The 654-nt window shown below is 69.3% G+C and carries 1 protein-coding gene; it reads right to left on the bottom strand.

Annotated elements, in window-relative coordinates:
• Positions 1-654: PfkB family carbohydrate kinase (locus EN991_RS38710; protein WP_127370657.1), on the bottom strand; the 654-nt coding region annotated here is incomplete at both ends.

Here is a 654-nt window from a genome sequence, read left to right as displayed (position 1 = left end):
CGCGAATGCGACCCGGCCTGCGGTGTCGGCCCCGCGCGTCAAGGCAAGGGCATAGGCGCCATGAAAGCAGTCACCGGCGCCGGTCGAGTCGACGACGGCAACCCGGTGCGGAGGCAGGTGCCAGAGCCCTGTCTCGTCGCGTCCGCGATAGAAGACGCCTCTGCCGCCATCCGTCAGAACCACGGCGGACCGCGACGGCAACCACAATGCGTCGAGTATCTCGGCCGGAGCCTGGCGGCCGGTGGCGGTCCGCGCGAAACCGAGCGGAAGAATGAGATGGTCGCAGAGCCCGATCAGTCTCTCGGTGGCCGGGCCGTGGCTCCATTCGACATCGCCGAGGATCGCAAGGCCGAGATCGCGAGCCCGAGCCACGACATCCAGCGACTCGATCCCGTAACTGTCGACGATCAGGACAGTCGCGCGGCTGAGAACCTCGTCCGGAAAGTCCGGCGCGGTGCCCAGCATCGCTTCGTCGTCATACGCGATGAACCGCTCCCCATCCGAACCGACGGTGATCCGCGAGCGCACCGGGCGCGCGTGCGGGTGGCGCGGCGCGAACGCGGTTTCAACGCCGCTCGCAACGAGATCGCACAACACGGCGTCGTCGGCGGCACGGCCCAGCCATCCGACGAACCCGGCGCTTCCGCCGCGCCG

Origin of the sequence: Mesorhizobium sp. M7A.F.Ca.US.005.03.2.1 (assembly GCF_003997795.1) — a bacterium.
Classification (GTDB): domain Bacteria; phylum Pseudomonadota; class Alphaproteobacteria; order Rhizobiales; family Rhizobiaceae; genus Mesorhizobium; species Mesorhizobium ciceri.
Note: the sequence above shows the minus strand (reverse complement) of the source record. Positions and strands in the feature narration are given on the sequence as shown.